This is a genomic window from Clostridium sp. AM25-23AC, from assembly GCF_003435125.1.
Lineage (GTDB): Bacteria > Bacillota > Clostridia > Lachnospirales > Lachnospiraceae > Pilosibacter > Pilosibacter fragilis.
On record NZ_QWGI01000014.1, the window covers coordinates 19,849 to 35,444 of the forward strand.

The following is a 15,596-nucleotide window of genomic DNA, read 5'->3' on the forward strand; positions in this document are numbered from 1 at the left end:
ACGAAAAAACCTTGTGGGTGCGGGTTTTCGCATGAAACGGCATGAAAGACAAATACCAGCGAGGGTAAAATATGAAAGAGAGGGAGAGAGACTATGCCGATTCAGGTGCTGGATCAGAGTACGATCAACCAGATCGCTGCGGGAGAGGTTGTGGAGCGGCCTGCTTCCGTGGTGAAAGAGTTAATGGAAAACGCCATTGATGCCGGTTCCACGGCGATCACCGTGGAGATCCGTCAGGGCGGTATCGGGTTTATCCGGATCACGGACAATGGATGCGGGATCAAGAAGGAAGAGCTTCCGTTAGCGTTTCTTCGCCACTCCACCAGTAAGATCCGGACAGCGGAAGATCTGCTCACGGTCTCTTCCCTTGGATTCCGTGGCGAGGCACTTTCCAGTATCGCGGCCGTCTCTCAGGTGGAACTGATCACAAAGACCTCTGGCAGCCTCACGGGATCCAGATACAGGATCGAAGGCGGCGAGGAGAAAGGCCTTGAGGAGATCGGTGCGCCGGACGGAACCACATTTATCTCCAGGAACCTCTTTTTCAACACACCTGCCAGACGGAAATTTTTGAAGACGGAGACCACGGAAGGGGCACACGTGACAGATCTCGTGGAAAAGATCGCCCTGTCCCACCCAGAGATCTCCATCCGGCTTATCGTGAATAACCAGAGCCGTCTCCACACCTCGGGGAATCACAACCTGAAAGACATTATCTACACCGTCTACGGGAGGGAGATCGCGGCAAACCTTCTCCCGGTGGAGGTGTCAAACGGAATCGTGAAGATCTCCGGATTTATCGGAAAGCCGGTGATCGCCCGGGGAAACAGAAATTTTGAGAATTATTTCATCAACGGGCGGTACATTAAGAGCGGACTCGTGTCCAAGGCCATCGAGGACGGGTACAAGAGCTATATGATGCAGCACAAATATCCCTTCACGCTGCTGCACCTCACCGTGGAGCCGGAGTTTATCGATGTGAACGTACATCCGTCAAAGATGGAGCTTCGCTTCAAGGACGGTGAGAACATGTACCGGGTGATCTGCCAGGCGGTGGTGGACGCCCTTTCCGGGAAAGAATTGATTCCGAACGTGAGCCTCATGTCGGAGCGGGAAGAGCGCGAGCTTGAGAAAAAAGAGACTGCCGCGGCGGGAAATCCGATCCCGGGAAGCGGGATGAGTGAGCCCGTAAAGAACGCCCGCGGTCCGGAACCTTTTGAGCACCGGCGCATGGAAGCCATGGGCATCCGCGAGGAACGACCGGCCTACGGGGAGAAGAAGCAGAAGAGCGAATGGATCCTGCCGCCGAAACCGCTGACAAGGGAACTGCCGCCGGAACGCGCACAGGCACAGCAGCCAAACGAGACAGGAGCGGCAGCGATGCCTGCGGATTTGGAAGAGAAAGCTCCGGAGACGACAGGTGCGGCTTTGGCTGCGAAGAAAGCGGTCCCGGCTGAGAAAGAAGCACCTCTGGCAAAGAAGGAAGCGCCTCCTAAGCAGATGGAGATGTTCGACAACCGCCTTCTCTCGGAAACCGCGAGAAAGCGCCACCGTCTGATCGGTCAGGTTTTCGAGACTTACTGGCTTGTGGAGTACGACGGCAGTCTCTACATTATCGACCAGCATGCCGCCCACGAGAAGGTCCTCTTCGAGAAGAACTTCGCGTCCCTAAAGACGAGGGAATACACCTCCCAGCTCGTGAGCCCGCCGATCATCCTGACACTTTCCTTACAGGAGGCGGATCTCTTAAAACGCCACATGAAGGTGTTTACGGACATTGGCTTCGAGATCGAGCCTTTCGGCGGAAACGAGTACGCGGTGCGGGCGGTGCCGGACAATCTGTTCTCCCTGGCGAAAAAGGACCTTCTGATGGAACTCATCGACGGACTCTCCGATGAGAGTATGGGAAAGAATGTGGAGTCCATCTACGACCGGATCGCCACCATGTCCTGCAAGGCGGCGGTAAAGGGAAACAACGAGCTGTCCTTCGCCGAAGCGGATAAGCTCATCGATGAACTGTTAAAACTGGAGAATCCATATAACTGCCCGCACGGAAGACCGACGATCGTCGCGATCAGCAAATATGAGATGGAAAAGAAATTCAAGAGGATCATATAATGAAAAAGCCTTTGATCATAATCACCGGGCCGACGGCGTCCGGAAAGACCGCCCTGTCGGTGGAACTCGCGAAAAAGGTCGGCGGCGAGATCATCAGCGCCGATTCCATGCAGGTGTACCGCCACATGGATATCGGTTCCGCAAAGGTGACGAAGGAGGAGATGGACGGTGTCAGACATCACCTGATCGATGTTCTGGATCCGTGGGATGAATTTAACGTGGTCGTTTTCCAGAGACTCGCAAAGCAGGCCATGGAGGAGATCTACGCCGCCGGACATATCCCGATCATCGCTGGAGGCACCGGCTTTTATATCCAGGCACTGGTGAACGATATCGATTTTACGGAAAATGACAGTGATACGGGATACAGGGAAGAATTGGAGTGTCTGGCGGCAGAAAAAGGCGCGTCCTGCCTTCACGATATGTTAAAGGAAGTGGACCCGGAGTCCGCAGAGGCGATCCACGAGAACAACGTGAAGCGTGTAATCCGCGCCCTGGAGTTTTACAAGAAAACCGGGACAAAGATATCCGAACATAACGAGGCGGAGCGGCAGAAAGAATCGCCATACAACTTCGCTTACTATGTACTGAACATGGATCGCGAACGCCTGTATCAGAGGATCGACCTGCGGGTGGATCTCATGATGAAGAACGGCCTGCTGGCGGAAGTGGAAAAGTTGAAGGAGATGGGCTGCACGAGAGATATGGTGTCCATGCAGGGGCTTGGATACAAAGAGATCCTGGATGCCCTGGATGGAACGATCTCCTTAGATGAGGCGGTCTACATCATTAAGCGCGACACCAGACACTTCGCGAAGCGCCAGCTCACCTGGTTTAAGAGAGAAAAAGAAGTTACCTGGGTGGATCAGGGAAACTTTGATTTTGATAGAGAAAAGATCCTCGTGTGGATGCTTGAGGATCTGCGCGAAAGAAACATTATGGCAGTTAGAAAAAAGGAGAAATCATGGAACTTATAAAGATGTACGGAGAGCTTGGAATCTCTGAGAAGGTTTTAAATTATGGAAGAGAGATCGAGAAAAGCCTGCACGACCGTTTCGAGGCCATCGATAAGACAGCAGAATACAATCAGTTAAAGGTCATTAAAGCCATGCAGGAGGCGAGAGTCAGCGATATCCATTTCGCCGGAACTACGGGATACGGCTACAATGACCTTGGACGTGACACGTTGGAGGAAGTCTATGCGAAGGCATTCCACGGCGAGGACGCCCTTGTCCGCCCACAGCTGATCTCCGGAACCCATGCGCTTACCATTGCTCTTTCCGGAAATCTCCGCCCGGGTGATGAGATCCTTTCCCCGGTAGGAAAACCGTACGATACTTTAGAGGAAGTCATCGGAATCCGTGATTCTGTCGGTTCCTTAAAGGAGTTCGGCATTACCTACAGCCAGGTGGATCTTCTTCCGAACGGTGATTTCGACTTTGAGAACATCAAAAAAGCTATCAATGAGCGAACAAAACTCATCGAGATCCAGCGCTCCAAGGGATATGCCACAAGACCAACCTTATCCGTAAAGCGTATCGGCGAGCTGATCTCCTTTATCAAGTCTATCAAGCCGGATGTGATCTGCATGGTAGATAACTGCTACGGCGAGTTCGTGGAGGAGATGGAGCCGACAGATGTGGGAGCGGACATGATCGTCGGTTCCTTAATTAAGAACCCGGGCGGCGGACTTGCCCCGATCGGCGGCTATATCGTCGGACGGAGGGACTGCGTGGAGCGGGCGGCATACCGCCTGACAGCTCCGGGTCTCGGAAAAGAGGTTGGTGCCAGCCTCGGTGTCAGCCAGTCTCTCTACCAGGGACTTTTCCTGTCTCCGACCGTTGTTGCGGGTGCATTAAAGGGCGCGATTTTCGCAGCAAACGTGTACGAGAAGCTGGGCTTCGGCGTCGTTCCGAACGGCACTGAGAGTCGTCACGATATCATCCAGGCCATCACCTTCGGAACACCGGAAGGCGTCATCAAGTTCTGCGAGGGCATCCAGGCGGCAGCGCCGGTGGACAGCTTCGTGACTCCGGAGCCGTGGGCGATGCCGGGATACGATTCTGATGTCATCATGGCAGCAGGAGCGTTCGTTCAGGGGTCCTCAATCGAACTTTCCGCAGATGGTCCGATCAAGCCGCCGTACGCGGTATACTTCCAGGGCGGACTCACATGGTATCATGCGAAGCTCGGTATCTTAATGTCCCTTCAGAAGTTAGTGGATGCAGGGATCGTGACACTGTAAGAGTGTGAACTTTTTCTTAACTCATTGTTTTTGGGCGTGAAATATGCTAAAATTTCCTGCATAGGCGAAACAAACAGCCGCCGGGACTGACGATCATGCGCAGTTCCAGCGATCGAGAGGAATGAAACAGTATGAAGAGTAAAAGTTCCTGGGCGCTGCTTCTCCTTCTGCTTTCCGGAATCGTTCTGGGAGGCTTTATCGGGGAGATGACAGCGAAGGTGCCGGGACTTTCCTGGTTGAATTTTGGAGAATCCTTTGGTCTTAACGATCCACTGATCCTTAACCTCGGGATCCTCGTGATCACGTTCGGACTCAGCATCCGGATCACGATGGCGAGCATCATCGGCGTGATCATTGCAATTTTAATTTACCATTTTCTGTAGGAAAAGGGGACATCTGCCGTATCGTGTACTTGGAGAGACAGGAAAGGCGGAATGTCAGTATGGAAAAGAAAAATGGAAAGACAATGAAGGGGCTTCCGATCTCAGAACGCCCCTATGAGAAGGTGCTGGAGAAAGGTCCGGTATCCCTCTCGGACGCGGAGCTTCTCTCCGTGATCCTGCGCTCCGGGACGAAAAATATCCCGGTGCGGGACATGGCGGAGGAAATCTTAAATGCCGGAAATCCGCCGGGACTCGCAGGACTTCTCCATGGAACAGTGGAAGACTATAAGGAGATCCGCGGTGTCGGTGAGGTGAAGGCGATCCAGCTTGCCTGTATCGGAGAACTCTCCGCCAGAATCTGGAAGGCGGCGGCATCGGAGAAGACCATCGTCTTTGACGCACCGTCGAAAGTGGCGGCTTTTTATATGGAGGAAATGCGCCATTTAGAGCAGGAGAACTTAAAGCTTCTGCTTCTGAACACGAAAAATATTCTGTTGAGGGACATCACAGTCTCCAGGGGAACGGTGAACGCATCCTGCGCGACACCGCGGGAGATCTATATCGAGGCGCTGCGCTTCAGGGCCTGCGGGATCATCCTGCTCCACAACCATCCCAGCGGGGACCCGGCACCCAGCCGGGAAGACTGCCTCTTCACAGAACGGGTCCGGGAAGCAGGGAGTCTTGTGGGAGTCCCGCTTTTAGACCATATCATTATCGGAGATAATTCCTATGTGAGCCTTAGAGAACGGGGAATTTTTGAAACATGAAAAACAATACGAAATATTTTCTATTTGGACTGTCGCTTCTCTGCGTCTGCATGATCGGAATCACGACCATCAAGGGAAGCATCTTAAACCCGCTGAGAACCGCGGTGGGCTATGTGCTGGTGCCGATCCAGTCCGGCGTGAACCGGGTTGGCGGCGGCCTCTACAATGAACTGAGCAGTGTCGGAAAGCTTAAGACGGCACTGGCGGAGAATGAGACCTTAAAGACGAGAGTGGATGAACTGACGGAAGAGAACACGAGACTCCGCTCCGAACAGTTTGAGTTAGAGCGTTTAAGAAGCCTCTACGAGCTGGATCAGGAGTACATGCAGTACCATAAGATCGGTGCCCGGATCATCGCAAAGGACTCCGGCTCCTGGTTTTCCGTATTTCGCATCGACAAAGGGTCTGATGACGGAATCAAGGAGGACATGAATGTCATCGCAGGCGGCGGTCTTGTTGGCATCGTCACAGACGTGGGCGCGAACTACGCCACGGTCCGCTCCATCATTGATGATTCCAGCCGTGTGAGTGCCATGGCACAGCAGTCCGGGGACTCCTGCATCGTGGCAGGTGATCTGCAGCTCTTTAAAGAGGGCCGCTTAAAGCTTTCTTACATGGAAAAGGACGATGATATCAAGGACGGCGACATGATCGTCACCTCTAATATCAGCGGAAAGTTCCTGCCGGGAATCCTAGTGGGATATGCCACGGACATCACGGTAGACTACAATGACAACCTGACAAAATCGGGATACCTGATTCCTGCCGCGAGGTTCGACAGACTTCAGGAGGTCCTGGTGATCACAGACTTAAAGGATGCGGGGCCGGAGATCAATGAATAGCAATATGAAACGGATCATCGTAAACTTTGTTCTGGTGATTCTGGCATTTATCGTGCAGACGTGTATTTTTCCGCTGCTGCCGTTCCTGGCGGTATACCCAAACCTCATGGTGATCCTGGTGTTCTCCTTTGGATTTATCAGGGGAAGCGCATGGGGGATGGGCTACGGTCTGATCGTAGGACTTTTGATGGATCTGTCATCCGGAGGTCCTTTGGGGTTCCATACGCTTGTCTTTATCTGGATGGGCTATGTAAACGGAATCTGTACAAAATACTATTATGAGGACTATATTACGCTGCCGCTGGTGCTTTCGGCGCTGAACGAAGTATTTTATAATTTCTATCTTTATGTATTCGGCTTTCTGGTGCGGGGAAGATTGAATTTCGGTTATTATTTTATCAATATTATCCTGCCGGAGACGATCTTCACCGTTGTGACAACACTGATCCTGTACCGGCTGTTCCTGTATATCAGCCGCAAACTGGAAGAGATGGAAAAAAGGAGAGACACAACGATTGTTTAACGATTTTTCTGAGATCCTGAAAGAGTTTTTGAAAAAGCTGCTGTCGTCAAGACTTGTGATCCTGTCGGTGGTATTTGTGGGCCTTTATGCGATCCTGGGCATGCGCCTGTTCAAGCTGCAGATCATTGAGGGAGAGCAGTTCCAGGAAAACTATATGGCAAAGACGGAGAAAAAGATCAGTCTTACCGGTACCCGTGGAAATATTTATGACAGAAACGGGAATGTTCTTGCATATAATAAACTGTCGTACAATGTGACGCTTCAGGATAACGGAGATTACAAGAGATCCAATGACAGAAACCGGATGCTTTTAGAGCTTGTCCGGATTTTGAACCGCCATGGCGAGAGCGTGGAAGGTGATTTTTCCATTGGATATGATTCCTCCGGCGAGATGATCTTCACGACAACCAGTGAGACGGCAAGAAGACGTTTCCTGAGCGATTACTACGGATTAAAAAAGACGGACGAGCTGGATGACGCGGAAGGAAAATATCCTTCCGATGTGACGGCGAGGGAAGTCTTTGACGACAGGGTGAAGTACTACGGTCTTGACCAGCTGAAGGATGACAACGGAGCTCCTATCGAGTTCACCGACGAGGAAGCTCTCGGGATCATCAACATCCGCTACACGATGGGACTCACTGCATACCGGAAATATGAGTCCACGACGATCGCCTCCGATGTCAGCAAGGAGACCATGACGGATATCCTGGAAAACTCCGGAAACTTAAAGGGTGCAGAAATCGAGGAATCTACGATCCGTGTATACAATGATAGTGTATATTTTGCGCCGATCATCGGCTATATCGGAAAAGTCTGGGATGATGAGCTCGGAAAACTGCGGGAGACGAACCCGGATTACGAGCTGACAGACCTTGTGGGTAAGACCGGAATTGAAGCGTCCATGGAGACGGAACTTCAGGGCAAGAAAGGTTCCCAGACCATGTATGTGGACAGTATGGGACGGATCCTGGAGGTTGTTAAGAGGACGGAGCCGGAGGCCGGACATGACATCTACCTGACGTTGGACCGTGATCTTCAGATCGGTGTGTACCATATTCTGGAACAGCAGCTCGCCGGTATCATCACGGACAAGCTTGTAAACCGTGACCTGGATGACAACGATTACAAGAAAGCGGCGAATATCCCGATTCCGGTGAAGGATGTTTACTATCAGCTGATCAACAACAATGTTCTGGATCTTTCTGCGTTCTCCGCGCCGGAGGCATCCCAGACAGAGAAAAATATTTACGCGAAATACAGTCAGTCGAGAGAGCAGATCCTGGCTCAGATCAGGAGCGAGCTCACGGACGGATCCGCAAGAAAGATGGTGGACCTGCCGGAAGATATGTTTGCCTATATGCAGTATATCTACACGCTGCTTTCCGAACGTCAGATCATCAAGACGGATAAGATCGACCAGGAGTCCGACACCTACAAGGCATGGAAAGACGATTCCATCAGCCTCAGGGATTACCTGTACGATGGAATCGCTGAGAGCTGGATCGACACGACAAAGTTAAAGATCGAGTCCAGATATTCCGACGCGGACAGCATTTACCGGACCATCGTGGATTATGTGCTGGATGACCTGCAGAACGATGCGGCCTTCACAAAGAAGATCTTCCGGTATCTCGTAAACAACGGCACCGTATCCGGAAAGGAACTCTGCCTCGCCCTCTATGACCAGAATATCCTGGCATACGACGAGAATGAAGTCCGGATGCTGGAGGCGGGAGGAGACGAGTACGCGTTCCAGTTTATCAGAAAGAAGATCTCCGATATCGAGATCACACCGGCCCAGCTGGCTCTGGATCCGTGTTCTGCCAGCGCGGTCATCACGGACGTCCACACCGGTGAGGTGCGGGCGCTGGTGACATACCCGAGCTACGACAATAACAAGTTCTCCGGAACTGTGGATGCGGAGTATTACAATAAGTTAAATAATGACCAGTCCCTGCCACTCTTCAACAATGCCACTCAGGCACAGAAAGCGCCGGGTTCCACCTTCAAACCGATCATCGCGGTAGCGGCTTTGGAGGAGGGAGTCATCGGATTAAACGACACGGTGAACTGTACCGGCATCTATAAGGAGATCTCACCGGCGTTGAGATGTTGGATCTATCCGGGACAGCATGGACCTCTCGATGTGGTCCACGGTATCCAGAACTCCTGCAACGTGTTCTTCTCCGAGATGGGACACCGTCTCTCCATGGACGAGAACGGCAACTATTCACCGGAGCTCGGTATCGAGAAGATCCGGAAATACGCGTCACTGTTCGGTCTGGATGAGACATCTGGAATCGAGATCGCTGAGAGAGAGCCGCAGATGACAACGGAGAAGCCGGAGGCGTCCTCCATCGGACAGGGTAAGAACTCTTACTCTAACGTCCAGCTTTCCAGATATATCACGGCTGTGGCCAACAAGGGAACAGTCTTCAAACTGAGTCTTCTCGATAAGATGACAGATTCTCAGGGAAATCTCTTAGAAGATTTCACTCCGGAGGTCCGCTCTGTCATCGATGTGAAGGATTCCACATGGAACGCGGTCCACACCGGTATGCGCCGGGTTATCTCCGACGGTTCCGCGAGAAAGATCTTCAGCGATCTTGAGGTGGATATCGCCGGCAAGACAGGTACCGCCGAGGAGATCAAAAACGGACACCGCATCAACCATGCGTTCTTCGTTTCCTTTGCACCATACCAGAATCCCGAAATCGCGGTGACGGTAAATATTCCCTATGGATATTCGTCATCCAACGCGGCGACGGCCGCGAAAAATATATATCGTTTCTACTACGGATATACAGACCTGAATTACATTCTGAATAACAGTGCGTTGAACTCTTCGAACGTAGAGATCGGAGACTAATCCACGCACTGCACAAACAAAAAGCTGCAGCCCGGCGAATCTGCCGGGCTGTAAGGCGTTGACGGACCGGCGGTCTGGTTTACCTGCCGAAGTTACATAAAGGGGGATTTCAAGATGAAAGATGCTGTCGTAATCAAGGGAAATAAAGCGGGAATGACGGTCTATCTGGAGAAAGACCTGGATTTTGATGAGGTTCTTCAGGCAATCGCAAAGAAATTCAAGGCGACGGCGAAATTCTGGGGAGCTGCCCAGATGACACTGACACTGGAAGGACGGGATCTGACACCGGAGGAGGAGTACCGCGTCGTTCAGACTATCACGGATAATTCTGATATCGAGGTGCTGTGTCTTCTCGACACGGACGGAAACAGGACAAAGAAGTGTGAGAAAGCGCTGAACGAGAGGTTGATGGAGCTGTCGTCCCTCACGGGACAGTTTTACAAGGGAAATCTCCGGGACGGGGATGAACTGGAATCGGAAGCCAGTATCGTCGTGATCGGTGACGTGGAAAAGGGAGCGAAGGTCAGCGCGAAAGGAAATATCGTCGTCTTAGGGGCGCTCCGCGGAGCGGCTTACGCAGGTGTCTGCGGGAATGAGGACGCGGTGATCGTCGCCTTCGAGATGGCACCGATGTCTGTGCGGATCGCCGGGCTTTCCCTGAAAAAAGCCGGGAACGGACGTCACCTGGGACGGGGGCCGATGATGATCCTGTCTGAAAACGGGAAAGTTGTAGAGGAGCCGATCAAGAAGAGCTTTCTGAGCGCACTGAATTTTATTTAAGCCAAATGCCTAACCGTCCTTGCGTGCAGGCACGCAGTCCGTTTAGTTGCTTGACAACCTTTAACTGTAAATTTTTTATAAACTCTATTTTTTACTGGAATTTTTTGCTTTTTTCATGTAAAATATATTTTGTGGATTTATGTCCAGGCAGCGCCATTCTCAGATAATAGAACCGCTGCGGTACATTACAACTGAATACAGGAGGATATTCTTATGAGTGAAGTCATTGTTGTTACATCCGGAAAAGGGGGTGTTGGCAAGACGACGACCTCAGCGAATGTCGGTACAGGACTTGCCATGCTTGGGGAAAAAGTAATTCTGATCGATACAGATATCGGTCTGAGAAACCTCGACGTGGTGATGGGACTGGAGAACCGCATCGTCTACAACCTTGTGGACGTCGTGGAGGGAAACTGCCGTCTGAAGCAGGCACTGATAAAAGACAAAAGATATCCAAACCTGTTTTTACTTCCGTCCGCCCAGACCAGGGACAAGTCTTCCGTGACTCCCGGCCAGATGCGAAAGCTGGTGGATGACCTGAGAGAAGAGTTTGATTATGTACTGTTAGACTGTCCTGCCGGAATCGAGCAGGGATTTAAGAATGCCATCGCCGGAGCGGACCGTGCCTTTGTGGTGACGACTCCCGAGGTGTCAGCAATTCGTGACGCTGACCGGATCATCGGTCTTCTGGAAGCAGAGGAGATCTCAAAGATGGATCTCATCGTAAACCGGATCCGGATGGATATGGTCCGGCGCGGGGATATGATGTCAATGGAGGACGTGACGGATATTCTCGGAATCCCAATCCTCGGCGCGATCCCGGACGATGAGGAGATCGTGATCTCCACGAACCAGGGGGAACCTCTGGTGGGAATGAATTCCTTTGCCGGACAGGCTTATCTTAATATCTGTAAGCGGATACTTGGTCAGGAGGTGCCGCTTATGGGGCTTGAGAAAAATAAAGGATTCTTCCATATGTTTAGCGGTCTCTTAAAACGGGCATAAATGAAGAAGAGGCTATTCCATATCCTGACAGGAAGAAATTCCGGAAACATAGCAAAAAAACGGCTTGAATTTCTGCTGATCGCAGACCGGGCCGGATGTACGCCGGAGATCCTCGAGATGTTAAAAAACGACATGATAAAAGTCATATCAAGATATATGATGATCGATCCGGAGCAGCTGGAGGTCAAGGTGATCCATATGGACCACAAAAGGGTGGGAGAGAAGCTCCCTGTCCTGTACGCCAGCATCCCGGTTCGTGAACTGCTAGTTAAGGGGACATTTTAATACATGTTTTCAGAATACAATTTTAAAAACTTCAATTTCCGCCTGCTGTTCTATGCCCTGGCATTAAACGCCATCGGGCTTCTCGTGATCAACAGCGCGGTAAACGGAGACAGAAGCTATATCAACCGCCAGTTGATCGGCCTTTTCGGCGGACTGGTGATCATGCTCTTCCTGGCTCTGACAGATTACCACAAACTGATGCGCTGCACCGGCGTGATCTACCTTGGATGTGTGGCGATCCTTCTCGCGATCATCGTTGCGGGACAGTTCGGAGGAGCCGGAACCGGTGCGAGACGCTGGATCACGCTTCCTGTTATCGGACGTTTCCAGCCGTCGGAATTTGTTAAGATCGGTCTGATCATTTTCTTCTCCTGGTTTCTGCAGCGAAATCAGGAGAAGATCAATAATCTCCGCACGTTGATCATCGTCGGAGCGTTTGCTGCTGTTCCGCTGCTTCTAATTATGAAGCAGCCGGATCTGTCCACGAGTATCGTTATCATGTTTATCATCGTATGCCTGATCTTTGTCGCGGGACTCAGCTACAAATGGATCGTCGGCGCTGCCGCCGTCGTGATCCCGGGGCTGGCCCTCACGGTATTTCTCGCCGAGCGGGGCGCTGTGCCGTTTCTGACAGGATACCAGGTAAACCGAATCCTTGCCTTCGTCAATCCTGGAAAATACGCGGACCTGAATGTCCAGCAGGATAACTCAAAGATGGCCATCGGATCGGGAATGCTGTATGGAAAGGGCCTGCTCAATGAAACGGCCATTTCCGTAAAGAACGGAAATTTCTTATCGGAGGAACACACCGATTTTATTTTCGCCGTGATCGGCGAGGAGATGGGCTTTGTGGGCTGCATGCTTGTGCTGGTCCTGTATCTTCTCTTTGTATTTGAATGCCTGCGAATGGCAGGGAGAACGAGAGACCTGACTGGAAAGCTTCTCTGTACGGGAATAGCTGCTCTCGTTGGATTCCAGGCATTTACAAACATTGCGGTTGCCACCGGAATTTTCCCGAACACCGGGCTTCCGCTTCCGTTTATCAGTTATGGTGTAAGTTCTCTGGTAAGTCTTTATATCGGCATCGGCGTTCTCTTAAACGTCGGACTGCAGCAAAATAAACTAGAATTCTAGGAGGTATTGTTATGAATGTTGGACTGATCGCTCATGATTCCAAAAAGAAACTGATGCAGAACTTCTGTATTGCGTACAAGGGAATCTTAAGTAAACATAACCTCTATGCGACCGGAACCACCGGCAAACTCATCGAGGAAGTCACAAACTTAAATATCCATAAATTTCTGCCGGGGCATCTTGGCGGAGAGCAGCAGATGGGAGCACAGATCGAGAACAACGATATGGATCTCGTGATTTTCTTAAGAGATCCGCTGTCCCCGAAGTCCCATGAGCCGGATGTCAACAAGGCTGTGAGACTCTGCGATATCCACAATGTCCCGTTAGCGACAAACCTCGCTACGGCGGAACTTCTGATCAAGGCCTTGGACCGCGGCGATCTGGAATGGCGCGAGATGTATAAGTAATGGGAAAGAAGATAAGATGGATCCCGGGAATCGTGGGACTCTGCCTGGTTCTTGGCGCGTCTGGCTGCGCGAAGTCCGCAGGTGCAGGAAGCTCCTACGCCCTGGATCAGAGGATCGGGACGTTTGCCGCCTCCGGAAGCGGAAGGACGGCGGATGGATTTGCGGCAGATCTGGCGGTAGTGACAGATGAAACGAGCGTGGATGAGACGCTCACAGCGGAGTCTGCCGGAGTGTTTCCGTTAGACGGCGGAAATGCTGTTTTCGCACAGGATGTCTTTGAACGGAGAAACCCTGCCAGCACGACAAAGGTCATGACGGCACTTATTGCTTTAAAATATGGGAATCTTGATGATGTGGTGACGGTTCCCCAGGAGTCGGTGATCACGGAGATCGGTTCCTCCATGGCGGGAGTCGTTCCCGGAGACAAGCTGACACTGGAGCAGCTTCTTTACGGCCTTCTGATCCCATCTGGAAACGACGCGGCGAATGCTATCGCGGTCCACATGGGCGGATCCATCGAGGGCTTTGTGAAGATGATGAATGAAGAGGCTGTACGGATCGGTGCAACAGGGACGCATTTTGCGAATGCCAACGGTCTGACGAATGCGGATCACTATATGACCGCCTATGATCTCTATTTGATGTTCCATGAGGCGTTAAAGTATGAGAAGTTCCGGGATATTATCGGGACGAAGACATACACGGGGACCTATAAAGGGGCGGACGGATCGGACAAGACCGCATCCTGGAGTGTCAGCAACTACTATATGCTCGGAAAGAAAGAGATGCCGGATGGCCTCTCCGTATTCGGCGGAAAGACCGGAACCACCCAGGCGGCGGGCTACTGCCTGATCATGGGGGAGAGGGACGCGGACGGAAAAGAGTACGCATCCGTTGTAATGCACGCGGACAGCCGCGATGCCCTCTATTCGGATATGTCGACGATCATTGAGAAGATCGACCGATAGCGGAAAACAGGAAGAAAAAAGCGTGAATGAACAGGATATGAAAGTTTTCGGGGGATTCGGAGGCTTTCGTGTCCTGTTTTTTGCTCCCGGCATCCGTAAAGAACTGTCGGCGGCAGATTCTGCAGGTGTTGGAAGTACATTCTGCTTTTGTATGAAATTATTTCGAAATTTAGAAATAATGGTTGCAAATTTTCAGCAAATAGTCTATAATAAATTTACAAACAAGAGATTTTTTATACAAAATATATAAAATCCAAGGAGGAGTGCATTATGGTTCAGATCATCGCAGGACGGAAGGGAAAAGGAAAAACTAAATATTTACTTGATATGGCTAACACAGCTGTGAAAGAGGCAAAAGGTTCAATCGTTTACCTTGATAAGAGCTCGAAACATATGTACGAGCTTAACAATAAGATCCGCTTAATCAACGTAGCGGAGTTCTCTGTAAGTACGGCTGAAGGCTTTATCGGTTTCATCTGCGGAATTATTTCCCAGGATCACGACCTCGAGGCTATGTATCTCGACAGCTTCTTGAAGCTCGCTGGTCTTGAGGGAGAAGATATCACTGCAACTCTCGCAGAACTGGATCAGATCAGTGCAAAATACCATGTAAACTTTGTATTAAGCGTATCCATGGATGGTGAAGAACTTCCGGAATCTGCAAAAGATATGGTACTGGTAGCTTTATAAAATAATCGCTCCTTCCTATATAAGAGTACATAAACACCTGCCTGACGGCGGGTGTTTATGTTTTATGGAAAAATGAAAAGCCCGGTTTAACGGGATATTTCCAGATCAGAGGACATATATTGCCAGGTGTCTGAAAAGAAAAATTAAAAATAAATAAAACGTCAAGCAAAAACACTTGACAACCATCTCCGTTTATAGTATGATATCGCAGGTGACCTGATATGGAAAAAATTGTAGCACAGGGTCTTCTATATGATTTCTATGGAGAGCTCTTAACGGAGCACCAGCGGCGTGTATATGAAGATGTGGTATTTAATGACATGTCCCTCAGCGAGATCGCCGAAGAACAGGGAATCAGCAGACAGGGCGTGCATGACTTGGTGAAGCGCTGTGACAAGATTCTTTCCGGATACGAGGAAAAACTGAAGCTTGTCGAGAAATTCAACCAGACAAAGAAAATGGTAGAAGAGATTAAGGAACTGGCTGGCCAATATAAAAAGGACGGCGACCGATCCCTGATCGACAGGATCGAAGCGATTTCCGAAGAGATCGGGAAGCTGTAAGTCAGAGGGAGAGT

Annotated in this window: 17 protein-coding genes; all 17 read left to right on the forward strand. The window is 50.9% G+C overall.

Annotated features, from left to right (window positions below; genetic code table 11):
• Window positions 1-93 precede the first annotated feature (93 nt).
• The 17 genes from mutL to ylxM all read left to right on the forward strand — a co-directional run bounded on the left by mutL (window position 94) and on the right by ylxM (window position 15,582).
• The gene (gene mutL, locus DW677_RS09820) at window positions 94-2,118 is read left to right on the forward strand and encodes a DNA mismatch repair endonuclease MutL (RefSeq protein WP_117513525.1); all 2,025 of its coding nucleotides are present in this window, start codon (window positions 94-96) and stop codon (window positions 2,116-2,118) included.
• Entirely contained in the window at window positions 2,118-3,095 is a 978-nt protein-coding gene (gene miaA / locus DW677_RS09825; RefSeq protein ID WP_117471774.1) for a tRNA (adenosine(37)-N6)-dimethylallyltransferase MiaA, read from the forward strand. The genes mutL and miaA overlap by 1 nt, the downstream gene beginning before the upstream one ends.
• On the forward strand, window positions 3,083-4,363 hold the full coding sequence (locus DW677_RS09830; RefSeq protein WP_015554322.1) for a methionine gamma-lyase family protein: 1,281 nt from the start codon (window positions 3,083-3,085) through the stop codon (window positions 4,361-4,363). Before miaA ends, DW677_RS09830 begins: the two co-directional genes overlap by 13 nt.
• Window positions 4,364-4,494: 131 nt before the next feature.
• Window positions 4,495-4,746, forward strand: a complete 252-nt coding sequence (locus tag DW677_RS09835; RefSeq protein WP_015554323.1) for a DUF4321 domain-containing protein — start codon at window positions 4,495-4,497, stop codon at window positions 4,744-4,746.
• A gap of 59 nt (window positions 4,747-4,805) precedes the next feature.
• Window positions 4,806-5,513 (forward strand): DNA repair protein RadC, encoded by a 708-nt coding sequence (gene radC / locus DW677_RS09840; RefSeq protein WP_117513520.1) that lies wholly within the window; start codon window positions 4,806-4,808, stop codon window positions 5,511-5,513.
• Complete coding sequence (gene mreC / locus DW677_RS09845) at window positions 5,510-6,355, forward strand: rod shape-determining protein MreC (RefSeq protein WP_015554325.1); 846 nt, start codon at window positions 5,510-5,512, stop codon at window positions 6,353-6,355. The genes radC and mreC overlap by 4 nt, the downstream gene beginning before the upstream one ends.
• Window positions 6,348-6,878, forward strand: coding sequence for a rod shape-determining protein MreD (mreD, locus tag DW677_RS09850; RefSeq protein WP_021904363.1), 531 nt, complete (start codon window positions 6,348-6,350; stop codon window positions 6,876-6,878). Before mreC ends, mreD begins: the two co-directional genes overlap by 8 nt.
• A complete protein-coding gene (locus tag DW677_RS09855) occupies window positions 6,871-9,750 on the forward strand; it encodes a penicillin-binding transpeptidase domain-containing protein (protein ID WP_117483164.1) in 2,880 nt (959 codons plus the stop codon). Before mreD ends, DW677_RS09855 begins: the two co-directional genes overlap by 8 nt.
• Window positions 9,751-9,864: 114 nt before the next feature.
• Window positions 9,865-10,530, forward strand: coding sequence for a septum site-determining protein MinC (locus DW677_RS09860; RefSeq protein ID WP_117469548.1), 666 nt, complete (start codon window positions 9,865-9,867; stop codon window positions 10,528-10,530).
• Between the two features lie 213 nt (window positions 10,531-10,743).
• On the forward strand, window positions 10,744-11,535 hold the full coding sequence (gene minD, locus DW677_RS09865) for a septum site-determining protein MinD (RefSeq protein WP_015554328.1): 792 nt from the start codon (window positions 10,744-10,746) through the stop codon (window positions 11,533-11,535).
• Window positions 11,536-11,820: a cell division topological specificity factor MinE gene (gene minE / locus DW677_RS09870; protein WP_015554329.1), complete on the forward strand. Its 285-nt coding sequence runs from the start codon at window positions 11,536-11,538 to the stop codon at window positions 11,818-11,820.
• Between the two features lie 3 nt (window positions 11,821-11,823).
• A complete protein-coding gene (locus tag DW677_RS09875) occupies window positions 11,824-12,954 on the forward strand; it encodes an FtsW/RodA/SpoVE family cell cycle protein (RefSeq protein WP_117469550.1) in 1,131 nt (376 codons plus the stop codon).
• A gap of 11 nt (window positions 12,955-12,965) precedes the next feature.
• Entirely contained in the window at window positions 12,966-13,361 is a 396-nt protein-coding gene (locus DW677_RS09880) for a methylglyoxal synthase (protein ID WP_021904367.1), read from the forward strand.
• Window positions 13,361-14,329: a serine hydrolase gene (locus tag DW677_RS09885; RefSeq protein WP_117567076.1), complete on the forward strand. Its 969-nt coding sequence runs from the start codon at window positions 13,361-13,363 to the stop codon at window positions 14,327-14,329. The genes DW677_RS09880 and DW677_RS09885 overlap by 1 nt, the downstream gene beginning before the upstream one ends.
• A gap of 22 nt (window positions 14,330-14,351) precedes the next feature.
• A complete protein-coding gene (locus DW677_RS09890; protein WP_117469552.1) occupies window positions 14,352-14,579 on the forward strand; it encodes a hypothetical protein in 228 nt (75 codons plus the stop codon).
• 20 nt (window positions 14,580-14,599) lie between these two features.
• The gene (locus tag DW677_RS09895) at window positions 14,600-15,019 is read left to right on the forward strand and encodes a hypothetical protein (RefSeq protein ID WP_015554333.1); all 420 of its coding nucleotides are present in this window, start codon (window positions 14,600-14,602) and stop codon (window positions 15,017-15,019) included.
• Window positions 15,020-15,240: 221 nt separating this feature from the next.
• Complete coding sequence (ylxM, locus tag DW677_RS09900) at window positions 15,241-15,582, forward strand: YlxM family DNA-binding protein (RefSeq protein WP_015554334.1); 342 nt, start codon at window positions 15,241-15,243, stop codon at window positions 15,580-15,582.
• Window positions 15,583-15,596 lie beyond the last annotated feature (14 nt).